The sequence below is a fragment of the Janthinobacterium sp. GW458P genome, assembly GCF_002127585.1.
Taxonomy (GTDB): domain Bacteria; phylum Pseudomonadota; class Gammaproteobacteria; order Burkholderiales; family Burkholderiaceae_D; genus Janthinobacterium.
The window spans coordinates 1-18201 of the sequence record NZ_NEGZ01000049.1; the positions used below are offsets into that span (position 1 = coordinate 1).

The 18201-nt window shown below is 62.8% G+C and carries 18 protein-coding genes; 4 read left to right on the forward strand and 14 right to left on the reverse strand.

The window, feature by feature from the left end; genetic code table 11:
• The 11 genes from CBW50_RS21665 to CBW50_RS21715 all read right to left on the reverse strand — a co-directional run.
• Positions 1 to 238: sigma-E factor negative regulatory protein (locus tag CBW50_RS21665; protein WP_139842591.1), on the reverse strand; the 238-nt coding region annotated here is incomplete at its 3' end.
• A gap of 72 nt (positions 239 to 310) precedes the next feature.
• A complete protein-coding gene (gene rpoE / locus CBW50_RS21670) occupies positions 311 to 913 on the reverse strand; it encodes an RNA polymerase sigma factor RpoE (RefSeq protein WP_086147494.1) in 603 nt (200 codons plus the stop codon).
• Between the two features lie 87 nt (positions 914 to 1000).
• Positions 1001 to 1519, reverse strand: coding sequence for a hypothetical protein (locus tag CBW50_RS21675; protein ID WP_086147471.1), 519 nt, complete (start codon positions 1517 to 1519; stop codon positions 1001 to 1003).
• 120 nt (positions 1520 to 1639) lie between these two features.
• Positions 1640 to 2890 carry a beta-ketoacyl-ACP synthase II gene (fabF, locus tag CBW50_RS21680; RefSeq protein ID WP_086147472.1) on the reverse strand — a complete coding sequence of 417 codons (1251 nt, stop codon included), beginning with the start codon at positions 2888 to 2890 and terminating at the stop codon, positions 1640 to 1642.
• A 29-nt stretch (positions 2891 to 2919) separates the two neighbouring features.
• Positions 2920 to 3159 carry an acyl carrier protein gene (acpP, locus tag CBW50_RS21685; protein WP_008449912.1) on the reverse strand — a complete coding sequence of 80 codons (240 nt, stop codon included), beginning with the start codon at positions 3157 to 3159 and terminating at the stop codon, positions 2920 to 2922.
• A gap of 178 nt (positions 3160 to 3337) precedes the next feature.
• A complete protein-coding gene (fabG, locus tag CBW50_RS21690; RefSeq protein WP_086147473.1) occupies positions 3338 to 4081 on the reverse strand; it encodes a 3-oxoacyl-ACP reductase FabG in 744 nt (247 codons plus the stop codon).
• Between the two features lie 53 nt (positions 4082 to 4134).
• Positions 4135 to 5076: an ACP S-malonyltransferase gene (gene fabD / locus CBW50_RS21695; RefSeq protein WP_086147474.1), complete on the reverse strand. Its 942-nt coding sequence runs from the start codon at positions 5074 to 5076 to the stop codon at positions 4135 to 4137.
• 32 nt (positions 5077 to 5108) lie between these two features.
• Positions 5109 to 6107, reverse strand: a complete 999-nt coding sequence (locus CBW50_RS21700) for a beta-ketoacyl-ACP synthase III (protein WP_086147475.1) — start codon at positions 6105 to 6107, stop codon at positions 5109 to 5111.
• Positions 6108 to 6122: 15 nt separating this feature from the next.
• Entirely contained in the window at positions 6123 to 7190 is a 1068-nt protein-coding gene (gene plsX, locus CBW50_RS21705) for a phosphate acyltransferase PlsX (RefSeq protein ID WP_086147476.1), read from the reverse strand.
• Between the two features lie 210 nt (positions 7191 to 7400).
• Complete coding sequence (rpmF, locus tag CBW50_RS21710; protein ID WP_034749653.1) at positions 7401 to 7583, reverse strand: 50S ribosomal protein L32; 183 nt, start codon at positions 7581 to 7583, stop codon at positions 7401 to 7403.
• A 312-nt stretch (positions 7584 to 7895) separates the two neighbouring features.
• Entirely contained in the window at positions 7896 to 8393 is a 498-nt protein-coding gene (locus tag CBW50_RS21715) for a DUF177 domain-containing protein (RefSeq protein ID WP_086147477.1), read from the reverse strand.
• Positions 8394 to 8616: 223 nt separating this feature from the next.
• Here CBW50_RS21715 and CBW50_RS21720 point away from each other — a divergent pair, with 223 nt between their 5' ends.
• Positions 8617 to 9225, forward strand: coding sequence for a Maf-like protein (locus CBW50_RS21720; RefSeq protein WP_086147495.1), 609 nt, complete (start codon positions 8617 to 8619; stop codon positions 9223 to 9225).
• Positions 9226 to 9319: 94 nt separating this feature from the next.
• Positions 9320 to 10069 (forward strand): SAM-dependent methyltransferase, encoded by a 750-nt coding sequence (locus tag CBW50_RS21725; protein ID WP_086147478.1) that lies wholly within the window; start codon positions 9320 to 9322, stop codon positions 10067 to 10069.
• Between the two features lie 81 nt (positions 10070 to 10150).
• Here CBW50_RS21725 and CBW50_RS21730 read toward each other — a convergent pair whose 3' ends face one another.
• Positions 10151 to 11068 (reverse strand): 23S rRNA (adenine(2030)-N(6))-methyltransferase RlmJ, encoded by a 918-nt coding sequence (locus tag CBW50_RS21730; protein ID WP_086147479.1) that lies wholly within the window; start codon positions 11066 to 11068, stop codon positions 10151 to 10153.
• Positions 11069 to 11346: 278 nt separating this feature from the next.
• Here CBW50_RS21730 and CBW50_RS21735 point away from each other — a divergent pair, with 278 nt between their 5' ends.
• Positions 11347 to 11775 (forward strand): thioredoxin family protein, encoded by a 429-nt coding sequence (locus CBW50_RS21735; RefSeq protein ID WP_086147480.1) that lies wholly within the window; start codon positions 11347 to 11349, stop codon positions 11773 to 11775.
• 145 nt (positions 11776 to 11920) lie between these two features.
• Here the strand turns inward: CBW50_RS21735 and CBW50_RS21740 are convergent, their stop codons facing one another.
• Together CBW50_RS21740 and CBW50_RS21745 are read right to left on the reverse strand one after the other, a co-directional pair.
• A complete protein-coding gene (locus CBW50_RS21740) occupies positions 11921 to 14194 on the reverse strand; it encodes a xanthine dehydrogenase family protein molybdopterin-binding subunit (protein ID WP_172404851.1) in 2274 nt (757 codons plus the stop codon).
• A gap of 18 nt (positions 14195 to 14212) precedes the next feature.
• Positions 14213 to 17329: an EAL domain-containing protein gene (locus tag CBW50_RS21745; RefSeq protein WP_086147481.1), complete on the reverse strand. Its 3117-nt coding sequence runs from the start codon at positions 17327 to 17329 to the stop codon at positions 14213 to 14215.
• Positions 17330 to 17591: 262 nt separating this feature from the next.
• Between CBW50_RS21745 and CBW50_RS21750 the strand changes: the two genes are divergently transcribed.
• A complete protein-coding gene (locus tag CBW50_RS21750; protein WP_034779265.1) occupies positions 17592 to 18098 on the forward strand; it encodes a DUF1993 family protein in 507 nt (168 codons plus the stop codon).
• Positions 18099 to 18201 lie beyond the last annotated feature (103 nt).

Genomic DNA, 18201 nt, shown 5'->3' on the forward strand with positions numbered 1-18201 from the left:
CGCGCGCGGGCGCCGCCTCGCCGGCCAGCCGGCCCGCCAGGCGCGCCGCGAATTGAGGGCTCAGCTCGTGACCGCACAGGTCCGAACGCAAAACATCGCCGATGCGGCGATACGCTTCCCAGGCCTGGCGGCCCGTTTCCGTGTCGAGGGCGGCAAAGGCCAGTTCGAGTTCGCTGGCCGCCAGCTCGCCATCGGCCAGGGCGGAAATGTTCTCGTGTAATTGGGTGTGCGTGTCCATGATAGGCCCTGCCATTTCAAGAGTAGCTGTGCGGAAACCGAGCGCAGCCATGCCAACTCCATACTCATCACATTACCAGCGCTTGTCAATCGGCATGTCCAACAAAGGCTTCAATTTTTCCGCGATCACTTCGCGCGCGCGGAAAATGCGGCTGCGCACGGTGCCGATGGGACAGGACATGATCTCCGCTATCTCTTCATAGCTGAGCCCCTCGATTTCGCGCAGCACGATGGCCGTGCGCAGCTCGATGGGCAGCACATCCATGGCCGCGTTGACGGTCGCCGCAATCTGCTTGCTGGCCAGCACCGATTCGGGCGTATTGTTGTCGCGCAATTTATTGCCGTCATCGAAGGACTCCGCCTGCTCGGCATCGGTGTCGCTGGACGTGGCCGCACGACGGCCCTGGGTGACAAGGTGATTCTTGGCCGTGTTGATGCCGATGCGGTACAACCATGTATAGAAGGCGGCGTCGCCGCGAAAATGCCGCAGCGCCCGGTACGCCTTGATAAAGGTTTCCTGCACCACATCTTCGGCCTCCGCCGGGTCATGCACGAGGCGCGACACCAGGCGCATCAAGCGACGCTGATACTTCGATACCAGGACGTCAAATGCCCGTTTGTCGCCAGCCTGCACCCGCTCGACCAGTAACTGATCATACTCGCGCTCTGTCCTCACGCCGCGTATCCCCATTGGCATGCAGCGTGGGCGCCTGTATGGATATAGAGTTGGCCCGCTGCAAGAAGTTCAGTGTTCGCCCCACTTTTATTCTTCCCTTTCCCGCGCCGCGATAGCCCGGCACGCCACGGCCAGCTGGCGAAACGCGGGACAAGCACGCCCCCGCTGCGCCAGCACGGCGCTGCGCCTGCCGTCGCCATCGGCCAGGCGCAGCACCAGCAGCGACGGCCACAAGGTGGAGCCCGGCAACAGCCGCCGCGGTGACGCCGCCGCCCTGCCCGGCGCCACCGCCGCGGCGGCATCCGCCGGCGCCGCGCCATGCTCCAGATATACCGCCAGCCGCAACTGGCCGACCGGCGAAATATCAAGCCTGTGCGGCTTTCTGCGCCAGCGCAGGGCAAGCAGTAAAAAACTGCCGCCAAGCGCACTGAGCACGGCACCAGGCCAGCCCAGCGCATAACCGTCCACGAGCACGCCGGGTCCGGACACGCCGCGCCACGCGCCCGACAAGGGCCAGGCAGCCGTCAGCGCAGCCACGCCAAGGGCCGCTTGCAGCCAGCACAAACAGACGGGCGTGCGAATAAGCAGCGATATGGCGATTGACATACAACAAGGGAAAGAAAGGCGCGCCAGCAACATGCCGGGCAAATTCAGGCGCCAACGAACGTTGGCGCCGAATCAGCGCTCACTACGGTTGGACCGCAGCGAGCGCTTGAAAGTTCCTGCTTATTTCGCTTTACCGAAAATCAGCGTGCCATTCGTACCGCCGAAGCCGAACGAATTCTTCACTGCATAATCGATCTTCATATCCCGCGCCGTGTTGGCACAGAAATCGAGATCGCAAGCCGGATCCTGGTTGAAGATGTTGATGGTCGGCGGCGACACCTGATGGTGCAATGCCAGGACCGTAAACACCGCTTCCAGACCGCCCGCGCCGCCCAGCAAATGGCCCGTCATCGACTTGGTCGAGTTGACAACCAGATTCTTGGCATGCTCGCCGAAGGTGCGTTTGATGCCCATCACTTCCGCCACGTCGCCTTGCGGGGTCGACGTGCCGTGCGCGTTCAGGTATTGAATCTGATCCGCGTTCAAGCCGGCGTTGTTGAGGGCCGCGATCACCGATTTGCTGCCGCCGCTGCCATCTTCCAGCGGCGAGGTCATGTGATAAGCATCTGCGCTCATCCCGAAACCATGCACTTCGGCATAGATCTTGGCGCCACGGGCCACCGCGTGCTCGTAGTCTTCCAGCACCATCACGCCAGCGCCCTCGCCCAGCACGAAACCGTCGCGGTCGGCATCCCACGGACGCGATGCCGTTGCCGGATCGTCGTTGCGGGTCGACAAGGCGCGTGCCGAGGCGAAACCGCCCAGGCCCAGCGGCGACACGGTCGACTCGGCGCCGCCGGCGATCATGACGTCGGCATCGCCGTACTCGATCATGCGCGCTGCCGCGCCGATGCTGTGCAGACCGGTGGTACACGCCGTCACGATCGCCAGGTTCGGACCCTTCAGACCATATTTGATCGAAAGGTTGCCAGAAATCATGTTAATGATCGAGGCAGGCACGAAAAATGGCGAGATACGGCGCGGACCGCGCTTTTCGTACTCGGACTTGGTTTCCTCGATCAGCGGCAAGCCGCCGATACCGGAACCGATGATCACGCCGATGCGCTCGGCGTTTTCCTCGGTCACTTCCAGGCCGGAGTCCTGCATCGCCTGGATGCCTGCAGCCATGCCGTAATGGATAAAGGTATCCATATGGCGGGCTTCTTTACCGGAGATGTAATCTTCGATATTGAAGCCTTTGACTTCACCGGCAAAATGCGTGGTGAATGGCTGTGCATCGAATTTGGTAATCGTGGCAATGCCGGATTTACCTTCGACGATTGCGCCCCACGCCTCGGCAATAGTATTGCCGACAGGTGAAACGCAGCCCAGGCCGGTGACAACAACACGACGGTTTTTAGAACGGCTCAAGCGATTCTCCTGAAGTCGGTCAGACAGGCTTAGGCCTTGACGTGTGCAGTGGCGTAGTCGATCGCCTGTTGCACGGTGGTGATTTTTTCAGCTTGTTCGTCAGGGATTTCCATTTCGAATTCGTCTTCCAGGGCCATGACCAGTTCCACGGTGTCCAGGGAATCGGCGCCGAGATCGTCGACGAAGGAGGATTCGATTTTGATGTCTGCTTCTGCAACGCCCAGTTGCTCAGCGACGATTTTCTTAACGCGTTGTTCGATATCCGACATGTTATGGCTCCAAAGTGTGTGTTACGGAAAGTGCGCGCATTTTATCAGGTTTGCGCGTCCGAATACTAATTTCGGTGTCTGCTGCTAATTCGACCGAAGCTGCTGCTAAAAGATGCGATTATAGACAAAAACGACCGTTGAATCATGCCACAAACGCCCGTTCCGTCTACCGTTCACATCAATTCATATACATTCCGCCGTTCACGTGCAGGGTCGTGCCCGTGATATAGGCCGCTTGCGGCGAGGCCAGAAAGGCCACGGCCGCCGCCACATCTTCCGGCTTGCCCAGGCGGGACAGGGGAATTTGCGTCAACAGGGCCGCGTGCTGCTCTTCGCTCAGCGCCTTGGTCATGTCGGTATCGATGAAACCGGGGGCGATGCAGTTCACGGTAATGTTGCGGCTGCCGATCTCACGCGCCAGCGCGCGGCTCATGCCTTCCACGCCGGCCTTGGCCGCCGCGTAATTCATCTGTCCCGGATTGCCCGACGAGGCCACTACGGACGTGATATTAATGATACGCCCAGTTTTGGCTTTCATCATGCCGCGCAGTACGGCGCGCGACAGGCGGCCCACGGCCGACAGATTCGTCGAAATCACGCTGTCCCACTCTTCATCCTTCATGCGCATGGCCAGCTGGTCTTGCGTGATGCCCGCATTGTTGACGAGGATGGACAGGCTGCCGTAGGCTTTCTGCACTTCGTCGACGACGGCCGCGCAACGCGCCGCATCGGTCACGTTCAGGACCAGGCCCTTGCCGGCCACGCCTTCGGCGGCCAGGTAATCGGTGATCGCTTGCGCGCCGCTTTCCGAGGTGGCGGTGCCAACCACGGTGGCGCCCTGCTTGCCCAGTTCGGTGGCGATGGCGCGGCCGATGCCGCGCGAGGCGCCCGTGACCAGCACGACTTGATTTGCTAAATTCATGAGTATCCTTAAAGATGGCTGACGGCAGCCACAGCTGCACTGCCGTTTGCTGTTTATTTGAGCTGCGTCAAAATGCGTTCCAGCGAGGCCTGGTCGACGATGGCGTCGCCCACCAGCACGGGATCGATGCGCTTGGCCAGGCCCATCAGGACCTTGCCCGGACCGCATTCGATCACTTGCGTGATGCCATCCGCGGCGACCTTCTGCATGGTTTCCACCCAGCGCACGGGGCTGGCTGCCTGGCGCACGAGGGCGTCCTTGATGCCGGCGACATCGTTGACGATGGCCACGTCGACGTTGTTGATCAGGGCGATCTGCGGCGCCGAGAAGCTCAAGCCGGCCATGTACTCGCGCAAGCGGTCCGATGCGGGTTTGAGCAGCGACGAGTGGAATGGCGCCGAGACAGGCAGCTTCATGGCGCGCTTGGAGCCCTTGGCCTTGGCCAGTTCGCAGGCGCGCTCGACGGCAGCCGTGTGGCCGGCGATGACGACTTGCGCCGGCGCATTGAAATTGACGGGCTCGACCACCAGGGCCGGGTTTTCCGCCGCCGCTTCCGCACAGGCGGCGCGCACGTCGTCATCCGACAGGCCCAGCACGACAGCCATCGTGCCCTGCCCGACCGGCACGGCTTCCTGCATCGCTTGCGCGCGGAAGCGCACGAGCGGCACGGCATCCTTGAACGAGATCACGCCGGCGGCAACCAGCGCCGAGTATTCGCCGAGACTGTGACCGGCGACGACCGTCGGCACGGGGCCGCCCGCCGCCAGCCAGGCGCGGTAGAAGGCCACGGCCGCCGTCAGCATCACGGGCTGCGTGTTGGTGGTCAGGTCCAGCTCTTCCTTCGGACCTTCGGCGATCAGCTTGCCCAGGTCGCATTGCAGGGCGTCCGACGCTTCGGCGACGGTCTGCGCCACCACGGGGTTGCCGGCAAAGCCGTCGAGCATCGCAATCGCTTGCGAGCCTTGGCCTGGGAAAACAAATGCAAATTGTGTCATGTCGACTCCGTTCTTTTAATAGTGTTGCGGGATTACATGCGCGCCAGCACGGCGCCCCAGGTAAAGCCGCCGCCCACGCCTTCCATCATGACGTTGTCGCCCTTCCTGACGCGGCCATCGCGCACGGCGATGTCGAGCGCCAGCGGGATCGAGGCGGCCGAGGTGTTGCCATGCTGGTCGACGGTGACGACCATCTTGTCCAGCGGCAAGCCGAGCTTCTTGGCCGTGCTGTTCATGATGCGGATATTCGCCTGGTGCGGAATCAGCCAGTCGATCTGGTCCGAGGTCATGTTGGCGTGCTCCAGGGCTTCGTGCGCGACCTTTTCCAGCACGGACACGGCCAGCTTGAAGACGGCCGGGCCATCCATGTACAGGAAGGCGCTGCCGGCCAGCGCGCCGCCGGCCAGGCTGCCCGGCACGCTGAGGATGTCCGAGTGGCGGCCGTCCGCGTGCAGCTTGGTGGCCAGGATGCCCGGCTCTTTCGACGCCGTCATGACGATGGCGCCGGCGCCGTCGCCGAACAGCACGCAGGTGCCGCGGTCGTCGAAATTGAGGATGCGCGAAAACACTTCGGCGCCGATCACCAGCACGTTTTTATGCATGCCCGATTGAATGAAGCTATCGGCAGTTGCCACGGCATAGACAAAGCCGCTGCAGACGGCTTGCACGTCGACGGCGGCGCAGTTGTTCGTGATGCCCAGCTTGTTTTGCACGATGCAGGCGGTGCTGGGGAAGCTGCCGAAGAAATCGGGGGTCGAGCTGGCGACGATGATCAGGTCCAGGTCGTTGCCGTTCAGGCCGGCCATGTCCAGGGCCTTTTTGGCCGCTTCCACGCCCAGGTCCGAGGAATTTTGCGTCGGCGCCGCGTAATGGCGCGCCGAGATGCCGCTGCGCGAGACGATCCATTCATCCGAGGTCTCGATGCCCTTGGCGGCGAGCTGTTCGGTCAGATCCTGGTTGGTGACGCGCTTCTCCGGCAAATAGCTGCCGGTGCCGATAATTTTGCTGTAAGTTTTGCTAAAAACAGTCATGCAAGTACCCGTCCACTAAATGGTAGAGCTTGTTGATGTAGGTTCATCCGGAACTGGCGTGCGCGGCATCAGTTCGGCGATCAGGCTGGCCAGGTGCGCTTGCACGTCATTTTTTGCCGCATCAAAGGCGCGGCGCAAGGCCCATTCAAACGAATAGGCGTCGGCGCTGCCGTGGCTCTTAAAGACGAGGCCACGCAAGCCCAGCAGGCTGGCGCCGTTGTAGCGCGAGGGATTCAGGCGGTTGCCGATGGCTTTCAGGGCGCCGCGGGCGATCAGCGCGCCCAGCATGGTGACCGGATTGCGCTTGAATTCGGACGTGAGCACATCCTTCATCAGGCGCGCCAGGCCTTCGATGGCTTTCAGGGTGACGTTGCCGACAAAACCGTCGCAGACGACGATATCGGTCGTGCCCTTGAAGATATCGTTGCCTTCTACGTTGCCGTAGAAGTTCAGCGCGCCACGTTCGTGGTCGGCCTGCAGCAGCTTCGAAGTCAGCTTCACCACTTCATTGCCCTTGATATCTTCCGTGCCCACGTTCAGCAAGCCGATCGTCGGACGGGCTATGCCTTCCATGGCGGAAACGAGCACGGAACCCATGATGGCGAACTGGTGCAAGTGATGCGGTTCGCAATCGACGTTGGCGCCCAGGTCCAGCATGTAGGTCGGGCCGTTCTTTTGATTCGGCAAGATGCTGCAGATGGCCGGACGGTCGACGCCGGACATGGTTTTCAATACATAGCGCGACACGGCCATCAGGGCTGCCGTATTACCGGCGGAAACGGAGGCTTGCGCCACGCCGCTCTTGACCTGTTCGATGGCCACGCGCATGGAGGAATCCTTCTTGCGGCGCAGCGCCACTTCCAGGGGATCGTCCATGGTAACTTGTTCGGAGGCGTGCAGCACCGACAGGCGCGGATGCGTGTCAGCTTTATGTTTCTTCAGTTCGGCACGGATCACGTCTTCCAATCCAACAAGGATCAGTTCGGCTTCAGGCTCATGTTTTACGAAGGAAATTGCTGCGGGGATAGTGACTGAGGGACCATGATCTCCGCCCATGCAGTCGATAGAAATTTTGATTGTCATTTGTGTTGATTCAGTACCGCTGCGGGCGTGCGGCAAGATGTGAATCGGACTGGAGCATATGCAGGGCGCAACATATCATGCACAGACCTGGACAGCGTGATTCAAAATGACGGGTGTGCAAGATGAATTGCAGCCGATAAAAAAGAAGAAGCGGCGCCACGCCGAATAACCACGCAACACCGCTTTCATCTTACCCAACAAAAACGTCGATTACTCGTCGTTTTTGGTCTTCAACACTTTACGGCCACGATAGAAGCCGTTAGGGCTGATATGGTGACGCATGTGTGTTTCGCCGGTAACTGGCTCGACGCTCAATTGCGGCGCGACCAGGAAGTCGTGCGAACGGTGCATGCCGCGCTTGGAAGGGGTTTTCTTGTTCTGTTGAACTGCCATGATGACTCCTAATACATAAGTTCTAAAATTTTAGCACATTCGATTAGCAAATACATGCGAATCGAGTATCCCAGCGGCAAAGACTACCCGAAAACAGTCCGTACCGACATCGTTTGTTACAATTACATTTCACTACACTTGCCATACTCGATTACTACACGCGTTTGACACGTTCTTTACAGGAAGCATAAAAAACCTGCTGCGCTTCCCGCTATCGCCTCGGCGGCGCTCAGTACATTCGTACGCTTGCGCTACTCAAGACGATATCGGGCCGCTCGCTACGGTTTTTTAAGGCTTCCTTTCTTACACTACTTATTCTGGCTTCAAGTCTTTCAGTGCCGCGAACGGCGACTTCTTTTCAGTCTTGAGAGCATCGAGCTGCGCCGTATCGGGGCAGACGTCGTGTTTGGCTACCTGCGGCAGGGCCAGCAAGGCTTCATCTTCGATCAGGGCCGCGGCATCCATGGTGCGGCTGCCAACGATCACGTCGATCGTTTCATCGTTGATGATTTCTTCGATCTCGTCCGCGTGCTCGTCATCCTTGCCCAGCATCAAAACAGTCGAAGAATCAATCGCATACGCATACGGAGTCAGGCAGCGCTGGCATACCAGCTGAACGGTGCCGTTGACCGACAAGGTCAGTTGCGGGTAGCCCAGCTTGCTGGTGCCGCCGACGATCTTCCAGGCGATGTCGCCGGAAGCATCTGCACAATCCTTGGTCAACCGGGTCATTTCAGCGACAGGAGTTACACCCTCGCGGCTCCCGCTGATACGACAAAAATCAAAGGCGTCGATCACAAAAGCATTCATTGGTAGAAAATTTCCCCGGAAAACCTGCGATAATAACAGGGTTTTAAGCGCCGAGTCAAAGGCCTGCCATCTTTTTTGACGTACTTATTGAATATTCATCAACGCCGCCATGCCGCCTGGAGCCTCATAGACGGACTCCACGCCCCGGGGTTCCGGTGGAAACGCCATGGCACAGACCATTACACATACAATCGCGGCCATGCCGGCCGCCATCCGCTACCGAATGATACCAACTTCCGCCCCATTGCGCTTGATTCTTGCATCGAGTTCAACCTACCGCAAGGAATTGCTGCAACGCCTGCGCCTGCCTTTCGAGGTGGCCGTGCCCGATCTCGATGAAAGCCCCCTGCCAGGCGAAAGCCCCAGCGCCACGGCCCTGCGCCTGGCCCAGGCGAAGGCGCAGGCCGTGCTCGAGCGCCATCCTGGCAGTCTCGTCATCGGCTCCGACCAGGTCGCCACCCTGGACGGCGCGCAGATCGGCAAGCCCGGCAACCATGGCAACGCCCTGCGCCAGCTGCAGGCCATGCGCGGGCGCCAGACCGTGTTCCACACGGCACTGTGCCTGCTCGACGGGCGCAAGTCGCCCGCCGTGGCGCAAGTGGAAGATGTGCAGACTGTCGTCACCGTGCGCGACGTGCCCGATGCCGAACTGGACGCCTACCTGCGCATCGAGCAGCCGTATGACTGCGCCGGCAGCGCCAAGAACGAGGGCCTGGGCATCGCCCTGCTCGAAGGCATCGCCACCACCGACCCGACCGCCCTTACCGGCCTGCCCTTGATCGCCTTGACGGGCATGCTGCGCAAGGCCGGCGTGGCGTTTTTTACATTTTAATCACGCGGGGGACAGTCCCGACGGGGGAGCGTGCTCCAATGGAGCACATTCCGATCGTGGCGGGACCGACCCCGGCCAATACAAAGCTAATAATATGACCGGCACCCTGTACCTGATCCCCAACCACCTCGGCCTGTCCGACGGCGCCATCGACCCGCTGGCCCGCATCATTCCCGAGCAGGTGCGGCACCTCACCTCGCAACTCGATTATTTCGTCGCGGAAAATGCCAAGACGGCGCGCGCTTTTTTGAAATTGATCGGCAACCAGCATCCGCTGGCCAGGCCGCTGCAGGAAATCACGATTTCGGAACTCAACGTCAATACCCCGGCGCAAGCGCTGGCCGGCTTGCTGGCGCCGCTGCTGGCGGGGCGCGATGCGGGCCTGATATCGGAAGCGGGCGTGCCGGCCGTGGCCGACCCCGGCGCCGACCTGGTCCGCCTGGCGCACCAGGTCGGCATCAAGGTGCGCCCGCTGGTGGGGCCGTCGTCGATCTTGCTGGCCGTGATGGCCAGCGGCTTGAACGGCCAGAGCTTCGCCTTCAACGGCTACCTGCCCACGGATGCGGCCCTGCGCGCCAAGCGCCTCAAGGAACTGGAGAGCCGGTCACGCAATGAAAAGCAGACCCAGCTGTTCATCGAGACGCCGTACCGCAACGCCGCCATGCTCGAAGCGCTGGTGGCGCAATGCGCGCCATCGACCCTGATCTGCGTCGCCACCGACCTGAGCCTTGACACGGAAAGCGTGCAGACGTGGAATGGCGGACAGTGGAAGAAACAATTGGCCGCCGGCAAGGCGCCGGACTTCCACAAGAAACCCACCGTGTTCTTGCTGCTGGGACAGTAATTCCTCGCCAGCCAATAAAAAACGCCACGGTCGACTGCACCGTGGCGTTTTTTTATTGCCGCACTACCAAGCCGAGCATGACTACACTCTTCTGGTGCCCGTATTTTTCTGTCCGCCCTTGCCTGTTTCCAACACAAACTTGGCGCCATCGTCGCGGCCCAGCACCTTCACCAGGTAAGGCATGACTTCGCGCAACATCGGCTCCAGCGTGTACGGCGGGTTCAAGATGAACATGCCGCTGCTGTGCAAGCCGAAACCGTCCGGCGACGGGGTGTTGACGGTCAGGGTCACGTGCAACCAGTCCGAGCTGGGCAGTTGCTTGAGCTTGTCGGCGAACTGGCGCGATTCCATGCGCTGCAGCACCGGGTACCAGACGGCGTACATGCCGGACGGGAAGCGCACGAGGGCGTCGGCCAGGGTGTCCTTGACCTTGCGGTAATCCATCTTGTCTTCATACGGCGGATCGATCAGCACCAGCGCGCGGCGCGATGGCGGCGGCAGCAGGGCTTTCAGGCTCTGGAAGCCGTCGGCCTTGGTGATGATGACGCGCTTGCCGCGCACGGTGGGACGCTCGCCCTGGGCCAGCGCATGCGCCTCGACCTTGCGGAAGTTGTCAGCCAGAATCTTGGCGTCGGCAGGATGCAGCTCGAACAGGCGCAAACGGTCTTGCTCGCGGCTGACCTTGTCGGCGCAGTACGGCGAACCCGGGTAGTAGCGCATCTTGCCGCTCGGATTCATTTCCTTGATCAGCTTCATGTACTCGGCCAGCGAAGCGGGCCAGTCCGTGCGGTCCCACAGGGGCGCGATGCCCGTTTCGTACTCGGCATTTTTCGACGCATAACCGCCGTCGAGCGCATACACGCCCGCGCCGGAATGGGTATCGATATAACTATAGGCGGTATCTTTTTGATTCAGGTACTGCAACAACTGAATCTGCACATAATGCTTCAACACATCGGCGTGATTACCCGCGTGAAAGGCGTGGCGGTAACTCAACATAAACTGGCTAATTCCATAATAAAATATAAACAAAGGCGGGAGCGCTGACACCGGGCAGGGCGTGAAAACAGACTGGAGGAGTCAGGCTGCGGGGCCAGGAAGCAGCAGGGACCAGCGTAATCAGCGCGCAATTACCAGCATTATCCACCAGAAAGGTGAGTTACATCAAAAAACACGGTCAAACAAGCTCATGCATTGTCGGGACTGCGCTGGCCGGGCGCGGTAGAATACGCGCATCGGGCGCCCCGCGCCCATCGGCCCTACAGATATGAACAACCATGCACAGCCTGACCCTCACGACCGATAACCGCGCCGATGTCGCGGCAGCCCTGGCCGGGCCCCGCTGGACCGTGGCCTGCCTGTGCGCGCTGTGGTGCGGCACCTGCGGCAGCTACCGCGCCACGTTCGAGGAACTGGCCGCGCGCCACCCGGACACGCTGTTCGTCTGGATCGACATCGAAGACCAGGCCGACGTGGTGGGCGACCTCGACATCGACAACTTCCCCACCCTGCTGATCCAGCGCGACGACAACGTGGCCTTCTTCGGCACCGTGCTGCCCGACGGCGGCCTGGCGCACCGCATGGTGCAGGCGCAGCAGGCGCTCAGCGGGGCCGAACTGGCGGCGCAGGCCGCCAGCACGCAGGAACGGCGCGACTGGCAGCGCGACTGCAATCTGCGCAACCTGCTGGCCGCCACCCTGGCCTAGAACACCCGACAAAACCTACTGCGCGTCGCGGGTCGCGGCCTCCGATGCTCACTGACTCGGCGCTCCCGTGCATCCGCACAGCTCCGCTTCTCAGCCACAACTCACTGCCGCTCGCTACGGTTTTGTTAGGTGTTCTTAATAAACTTTACCCCAGGCGCAGCGGCAGGCTGCGCAGGCGTTTTCCCGTCAGCCTGAAGACGGCGTTGGCCACGGCCGGCGCGATCGGCGGCGTGCCCGGCTCGCCCACGCCTTCCGGGTGTTCCGCGCTGGCGATGACGATGGTTTCCACCTCGGGCGTTTGCCCCATGCGCAGCACGGGATAGTCGTGGAAGTTGCTCTGCTCGACTTTGCCATCCTTGAACGTGATCTCGCCGGCCAGCGCCGCCGACAGGCCGAACAGCACGGCCGACTCCATCTGCTGGGCGATGATGTTCGGATTGACGGCGATGCCGCAATCGATGGCGCACACGACGCGCTGCACGCGGATTTCGCCGTTTTCCACGGACACCTGCGCCACTTGCGCCACGATGCTGCCGAACGACTGGTGCAGGGCCACGCCGTGCGCGTGGCCGGGCGGCGCGCTGCCGGCCCTGGCTACCGCCGCATCGAGCACGGCCAGGTGGCGCGGGTGCTGCGCCAGCATGGCGCGGCGGAAGGCGATGCCGTCCTGCCCCGCCGCGTGGGCCAGCTCATCGATAAAACTTTCCTTGAAGAATGCATTGTGCGAGTGCCCGACCGAGCGCCAGTAACCGACGGGCACGGCACTGTCGGCAATCACGTGGGCGATGCGCTGGTTGGCGATTTCATACGGCATGTCGAATTCGCCTTCGGCCGTGGTCTTGTCCGGCCCCGCGCCGGGCAAGCCGAAATTACGCCGCAAAAACTGGTGCGTGATGGAAGCGCTGACGGATTTGTTGTCCCAGGACGCGATGCGCCCATGCTCGTCGAGGCGGGCCGCGAAGCGGGCCAGCGCGGCCGGGCGGTACATATCGTGCTGCGTGTCCTGCTCGCGCGTCCACACCAGCTGCACGGGCGCGCCATGGCACTGCAGCGCGATGGCCACGGCTTGCGCAATCATGTCCACTTCCAGGCGGCGGCCGAAACCGCCGCCCAGCAGCAGCACCTCGATGGCCACGTCCTGCGCGGCGACGCCGGCGATTTTCGCCGCCACGTCGACGGCGATGCCGGGCGCCTGCGTGGAGACCCACAGCATCACCTTGCCATCTTTTACCTGCGCGGTGCAGTTGACGGGTTCCATGGCCGCGTGGGCGAGGAAAGGCGCGCGGTACTCGGCCTTGACGCTGCGCAAGGCCTGCGCCGCCTTGCCTTCGACCTCGCCGCGGGAATAATAGGCAAAACCGGCGTCGCCATCGAGCAGGCGGGAAAATTCGGCATACACGGCGTCGCTGGACAAGCCCGCCTGCGGTCCCGCCGTCCACTGCACGGCCAGGGCGGCGGCGGCCGTCTTCGCGCGCCAGTACGTGTCGGCCACGACGGCCACGCAGGAGACACCGCGCTGGCCCAGCGCCGGCGTCAGGTCCGCCACCTTCTTCACGCCGGGCAGCGCCAGCACGCTCGCCGCGTCGAACGAAGCAACGGTATCGCCGAGACGCGGCGGCAGCTGCAGGGCCGCGTACAGCATGCCGGGCGGGCGCGCATCGATGCCGAAACGCGCGCTGCCATTCACCTTGGACGGCGTATCGCGGCGCGGCGCCGGCTGGCCGATCAGTTTGAAGTCACCGGGCTGCTTCAGCACGGGCGCGCCGGGATCGATGGCGGCGGCGCGCTGCGCCAGGCTGGCGTAGCTGGCGCGCCGCCCGTCCGGGTGAATGACTTCGCCATTCTGCGTGCGGCATTGCGCGGCCGGCACCTGCCACTGCGCGGCGGCGGCTTGCAGCAGCATGGCGCGCGCGCAGGCGCCCGCCTCGCGCATCGGGCCCCAGCCATCCTTCACGCTCGACGAGCCGCCCGTGACGATCACGCCCAGCTCGCGCGCGGCCTTGGCCACCGTCCACTGCGCCAGCGCCTTGACGCGGCCCTGGTCGTCCGGATGGAAGGGCAGGCTGTCCTTGAGCATGGCGACATTGCCGAAGATCTTGTCCATGGGCGCCTGGATCAGTTTGACGCTGCTCAAAGCCACGTCGAGTTCCTCGGCCACCAGCATGGGCAGGGCCGTGTGCACGCCCTGCCCCATCTCGCTGCGCGGCATGGCCAGCAGCACCGTGCCGTCGGCCTGGATGGCCAGCCAGCCGTTCAGGGCCACGGCGCCGCCGGGCACGGCCAGCGGCGCGCTGCCGTGCAGGCGCTGGCGCGGCGGCAGCACGCCCCAGCCCAGCACCAGGGCACCCACGCCGGCCACGCCGAGACCGAGGCCGCCAAGCAGGAAACGGCGGCGCGACGTGGTTTTCTCTGCGCTCATGGGAACTCCCTTATTTAATTAGTCATCGATCCAGCGCTCCAGCATATCCTGTGCCAGCACCGGACGGCTATAAAAATAACCTTGCGCCAGCTTGCAGCCGTGGCGCAGCAGGAAGGCCGCCTGCTCTTCCGTCTCCACGCCTTCGGCGATGACGGACAATTGCATGCTCTTGCCCAGCTGAATGATGGCAATCGCAATCGCTTCGTCGTTGACGTCCGTCGAGATATCCTTGATGAAGGAGCGGTCGATCTTCAGCGTCTGCACGGGCAGCTGCTTCAAATAGGCCAGCGAGGAATAACCGGTGCCGAAGTCGTCGATGGCCAGGCCCACGCCGATGGCGTGCAAGTCGTTGATGAAACCGAGGGCGTCGCCCGTGTTCATGATCACGGACTCCGTCACTTCCAGCTGCAGCCGCTGCGGCTCCAGGCCCGTCTCCTTCAGAATGTCGGCCACCATGCCGGCGATGCTGCCCCGCTCGAACTGCTTTACCGACAGATTCACGGCCATCTTCGGCACGCGCAAGCCCTGCGCCTGCCAGCGCATCATCTGGCGGCACGCCTCGTCGAGCACCCATTTGCCGAGCTGGTTGATGAAGCCGCTGTCCTCGGCCAGCGGAATGAAGCGGGCCGGCGGGACCAGGCCCAGCTCCGGATGGTTCCAGCGCACCAGCGCCTCGACGCCCACCAGGCGGCCCGTGTCGATCTCCACCTGCGGCTGGTAATTGAGGAACATCTCGTTCTTTTCCAGCGAGCGGCGCAAAAAGGTTTCCAGGCGCAGGCGCTCGACGCCCTCGCCCGTCATCGACGGCGCATAGAAGCGGTAGCCGTTGCGCCCGCGCGCCTTGGCCTGGTACATGGCCACGTCGGCATTGCGGATCAGCATGTTCAAGTCCAGCGCATCGTCCGGATACAGGCTGATGCCCACGCTGCAGGTGACGAACAATTCGTGGCCGGCCACCGTGAACGGCTGGTCGAACATGGTCATCAGCTTTTCCGCCACCTGCGTGGCGCCATACTCGCCGTCTATGCCTTCGAGCAGCACGATGAATTCATCGCCGCCCAGGCGCGCCAGGGTGTCGCCTTCGCGCAGGCGCGCCGCCAGCTGGCCGGCCACCTTTTGCAGCAATTCGTCGCCGACATGGTGGCCCAGGGTGTCGTTGACGTTCTTGAAGCGGTCCAGGTCGATGAACAGCACGGCCAGCTGCTCCTGGTCGCGCGCGGCGCGCAGCAGCGCGTGCTGCAGGCGGTCGTGGAACAGCAGGCGGTTCGGCAGCGCCGTCAGCGGATCGTGATGGGCCATGTGGTCGAGCTTTTCCTGCGACTCCTTGATCAGGGTGATGTCGCTGAACACGCCTACGTAATGGGTGGTGACGGCGCGCGTGTCGCGCACGGCGCTGATGGTCAGCCACTCGAGGTAGATTTCACCGTTCTTGCGCTGGTGCCAGACTTCGCCGCGCCAGAAGCCGCTGGCGATCAGCTCGTCCCACAGCGCCTGGTAGAAGGCCGCGTCGTGGCGCGCCGAGCGGTTCAGCGACGAATGCCGGCCCAGCGCCTCCGCTTCGCTGTAGCCGGTGATCTGCGTAAACGCCGGGTTGACGGTGACGATGATGCCGTTCGCGTCGACCACCATCACGCCGTCGGCGATGTGTTCGAGCACGGTGGCCGACAGGCGCAGCTTTTCCTCCGCTTCCTTGCGCGCCGTGATGTCTGCGTACACCCAGATGCTGCCTTCGTTGGCGCGCTGCGGGTCGAGCGCGCAGCCGCTCACCAGCGCCCAGAACAGGCTGCCGTCGCGGCGCTGGTACTGGCGCTCTTCGCTGAAGTCGCCCCCCAGGCCCAGGGCCGGGTACTGGCGCTCGCCCGCCTCCTCGAAATCATACGAGGAAGTGAAGACGATGGCGGTCGACTTGCCCATCATTTGACCTGGATCATAGCCGAACAGCTCCTCGCAGCGGCGGTTCACGGAAATGATGCGGCGGTGGCGCACGAACATCACGCCGAACATGACATTATCGAGAATCGCGCTCTGCTCGGTCAGCAGCGCCTCGATGCGCATTTCGTGGTGCTTGCGCTGGCTGATGTCGGCGATGATGCCGTCGACCCAGGTCACGCCCTGCTCGCCGGCCTGCGGCTGGCCGTTCTCGGCCACCCAGCGCTCGGTGCCGAAGGCGTCGACGATGCGGTACTCCAGCGCATACGGCTGCACCTCAAGCACGGCCTGCTTGACGGCGCGGCGGTGCGCGCGGCGGTCTTCCGGGCAGATCAGGTCGGCCCACGCATGCGTGGTGCCGCGCATGAACTGGCGCGCCGAATAACCGGCGATCTCCTCGATCGCATCGCTGACGAAGTCGATGGGCCCATCGGGCCGGTAGCGGAAGACGGCGCCCGGCACCTGCGTGACGATGGTGCGGAAGCGCTCCTCGCGCTGGCCCACGTCCTCGAACAGCTGGCGGATAGCCGCGCGCATCTGCTCCAGCTGCGCCGCCAGGCGGCCCAGCTCGTCATTGCTGCCCGAGTCCAGGCGCGTATCGAAGTCGCCGTGCGACAGGCGGTCGGAAAAGCGCATCAGGCGGCGCAGCGGCTTGAGCAGCCGGCGGTTCAGGAACAGCACGATCAGCGCCATCGACACGGCCAGTTGCGCGCCCAGCACGAAAATATAGGCGACCTGCTTTTCGCGCAGCTCCTGCTGGCTGCGCGCATCGTCCATCTCGACCACCACATGGCCGATGCGCTCGCCGCGCACGAGGATGTCGCGGCCGGCGCGGTACAGATTGCCCACGGGCCGCTGCGGCGCCCGCAGGCTGATGAATTCGGTATCGCCCTGCCCCAGCACCCTCACCAGCAGCACGGCGCGGTCGCGCATCACCGACTCGACCAGCGAATGGGCCGATTCCGCATTCATGTTCCACAGCGACTCCTGCATGCCCAGCGCGAGGATGTCGGCATTGCGCTGCAAGGCCTCGTTCAGGCTGGTGCGCGCCGACTGGCGTTCGTGCACGCCCACCAGCAGGTAGCTGCCGATGATGGAGGGAATGACCAGGCCGCCGAATACCACCAGCAGCAGCGCGCCATAGATCGACGAGCCGTACAGGGCGCGCAGGCTGGAGCGCAGGCGTCGGTAGGCAGAATTAGACATGCAGGAACAGGGCAACAGGGATCAGGCGCGCGATCATCGAACTTTACAGGGGAGTCTGGGTGGAAGTGGCGGGATGAAACTTTTTCAAGAGCAATTATGCATGCAAAAAGCCCGAAAAGTCACCAATAAACACATCGTGCGGGCCGCCGCATGCCATATGGACAGGCCGGAAAAACCACAGCTGCGACAGCGCCGCCCGCGGCCGCCAGCAGAAAACCGCGCGACTTGCTATCATCGCGCCACTTCACCTAGAGGAACCATCATGACCTTCTCCATCTATTCCGCATCGATCCCCGTCTTCAAACAGATCCTGGGCAGCCTGGCCGCCATCCTCGACAAGGCGGAAACCCACGCGCAAGACAAGAAAATCGACCCGAACGCCCTGCTGCAGTTCCGTTTGTTCCCGGACATGCTGCCCTTCGTGCGCCAGATCCAGATCGCCACCGACTTCGCCAAGGGCTGCGGCGCGCGCCTGGCCGGCGTTGCCGTGCCGCCATATGAAGACAGCGAACAGAGCTTTGCAGAACTGAAGGCGCGCATCGTGAAAACCATCGCCTTCCTGGAAAGCCTGCCGCAAGCGGACATCGACGGCAGCGAAACGCGCGCCATCACCACCGGCAGCGGCGAAAAGACCAAGCACTTCACGGGCCAGACCTATCTGTTCCACTACGCGCTGCCGCACTTCTTCTTCCACGCGACGACGGCGTATGACATCCTGCGCCACAATGGCATTGAAGTGGGCAAGAAAGACTTTATCGGCAGTTACTGAAACGCATAGGCAAATCTACTGCGCGGCGCGCTTTGCGGCCTGCGATGCTCGCCGTACTTGAGTACGGCTGCGCTTCTTAGCCACAAATCATCGCCGCTCGCTA

Coding starts and splice junctions, on each gene's coding strand:
- CBW50_RS21675 (WP_086147471.1), bottom strand. CDS start 1,519: ATGTCAATCGCCATATCGCTGCTTATTCGCACGCCCGTCTGTTTGTGC.
- acpP (WP_008449912.1), bottom strand. CDS start 3,159: ATGTCGGATATCGAACAACGCGTTAAGAAAATCGTCGCTGAGCAACTG.
- fabG (WP_086147473.1), bottom strand. CDS start 4,081: ATGAATTTAGCAAATCAAGTCGTGCTGGTCACGGGCGCCTCGCGCGGC.
- fabD (WP_086147474.1), bottom strand. CDS start 5,076: ATGACACAATTTGCATTTGTTTTCCCAGGCCAAGGCTCGCAAGCGATT.
- CBW50_RS21700 (WP_086147475.1), bottom strand. CDS start 6,107: ATGACTGTTTTTAGCAAAACTTACAGCAAAATTATCGGCACCGGCAGC.
- plsX (WP_086147476.1), bottom strand. CDS start 7,190: ATGACAATCAAAATTTCTATCGACTGCATGGGCGGAGATCATGGTCCC.
- rpmF (WP_034749653.1), bottom strand. CDS start 7,583: ATGGCAGTTCAACAGAACAAGAAAACCCCTTCCAAGCGCGGCATGCAC.
- CBW50_RS21715 (WP_086147477.1), bottom strand. CDS start 8,393: ATGAATGCTTTTGTGATCGACGCCTTTGATTTTTGTCGTATCAGCGGG.
- CBW50_RS21720 (WP_086147495.1), top strand. CDS start 8,617: ATGATACCAACTTCCGCCCCATTGCGCTTGATTCTTGCATCGAGTTCA.
- CBW50_RS21725 (WP_086147478.1), top strand. CDS start 9,320: ATGACCGGCACCCTGTACCTGATCCCCAACCACCTCGGCCTGTCCGAC.
- CBW50_RS21730 (WP_086147479.1), bottom strand. CDS start 11,068: ATGTTGAGTTACCGCCACGCCTTTCACGCGGGTAATCACGCCGATGTG.
- CBW50_RS21735 (WP_086147480.1), top strand. CDS start 11,347: ATGCACAGCCTGACCCTCACGACCGATAACCGCGCCGATGTCGCGGCA.
- CBW50_RS21740 (WP_172404851.1), bottom strand. CDS start 14,194: ATGAGCGCAGAGAAAACCACGTCGCGCCGCCGTTTCCTGCTTGGCGGC.
- CBW50_RS21745 (WP_086147481.1), bottom strand. CDS start 17,329: ATGTCTAATTCTGCCTACCGACGCCTGCGCTCCAGCCTGCGCGCCCTG.
- CBW50_RS21750 (WP_034779265.1), top strand. CDS start 17,592: ATGACCTTCTCCATCTATTCCGCATCGATCCCCGTCTTCAAACAGATC.